Source organism: Streptomyces sp. UH6, assembly GCF_013421635.1.
GTDB lineage: Bacteria > Actinomycetota > Actinomycetes > Streptomycetales > Streptomycetaceae > Streptomyces > Streptomyces abyssomicinicus.
Genome location: NZ_JACADT010001341.1, coordinates 1 through 1,199, shown reverse-complemented (window position 1 = coordinate 1,199; position 1,199 = coordinate 1). Strand labels below are relative to the sequence as shown.

1 protein-coding gene is annotated in these 1,199 nt (G+C 74.6%); it reads left to right on the top strand.

The features are described 5' to 3' along the window. A partial coding sequence (locus HW445_RS31745; RefSeq protein WP_180224221.1) for a PQQ-binding-like beta-propeller repeat protein occupies window positions 1-1,137 on the top strand: 1,137 nt, incomplete at its 5' end. Between the last annotated feature and the right edge of the window lie 62 nt (window positions 1,138-1,199).

Sequence of the window (1,199 nt, the reverse complement as noted above, 5' to 3'; positions counted from 1 at the left end):
GGCCGGGGCGGCTGGCGGCCGTGGCGCTTCCGGATGTCCAACGACGTCTGGGGCACTCCCGAGGTCGCCGACGACCTGGTCTACGTCACCTCCTTCGAGGTGCACGCGCTGGACGTGCAGACCGGCCGGCGCCGCTTCAAGACCCGTGACGTCGCCTGGTCGATGAAGGTCTCCGACCGGCGGATCCACGCCTCGGACGGGCCCACCCTGTTCGCGCTCGACGCCCGCGACGGCTCCGACCTGTGGCGGCTGTCGGCTGACGCCTGGGTGTACTCGCTCCAGGCCGACCGCGGCCACGTGCTCACCGGCACGCGCGGCGGCGGGGTACAGGCGTGGGAGGCCTCCACCGGCCGTCGGCTGTGGCAACTGAGCGGTGCGCAGACCGACTTCGAGACCCCGGAGGCCGGGCCTGCGCTGCACGACGGCACCGCGTTCGTCTGGCAGGACGCCCGGCTGCGGGCGCTGGACGTGCGCACGGGCGAGGAGCGGTGGTCGTACCCGATCGGCGACGCGGCCTCCTGCGGGGGCGTCCCGTTGCGGCTGAGCCACGCATCCGACGGGTGCGTGTATGTGTCCGCCGGCACGCGGGTGCTGGCGATCAATGTGGCGAGCGGCCATGTGCACTGGCACTTCGAGGCGCCGGCGGTCTTCCTGAGCCCGCCCGCGTACGTGCCGGGGGCCGCCGTCACGGGCGGCGGCGTGTACCTCGCCGACTACCTCGGCACGGTGTACGCGCTCGACGCGGCGGACGGCCGGGACCGGTGGCGGATCGCCACCGAGGCGCGGTCCTCCGTCGAGCCGGTGCTGGTCGCGGCGGGGCACATCCACGTCGCCAGCGGCAAGGGGCTGTACACGCTGGACGCGGTCACCGGCACGCCCAAGTGGCGGTTCCAGGCGGGCGGCGACATCGTGGGCGCGCCGGCGGTGGCCGAGGGGCGGATCCACTTCGGCTCCACCGACCACCTGCTCTACACGCTCAAGGCCGACGACGGCCGGCTGCGGTGGAAGCTGGCCACGGGTGGGGAGATCACCGGGTCGCCGGTGGTGCGGAGCGGGGTGGTGTACGCGTGCAGCAAGGACCGCTGCGTGTACGCCCTCGACGCGGAGAAGGGCACCGGCACCGCCCGACCCGCTTGAGCGCCCCGCAGCCCTCGTGGGGCCGCGCCCGCAGTCTCCGTGGGGCCCCGCCCGCAGTCTCC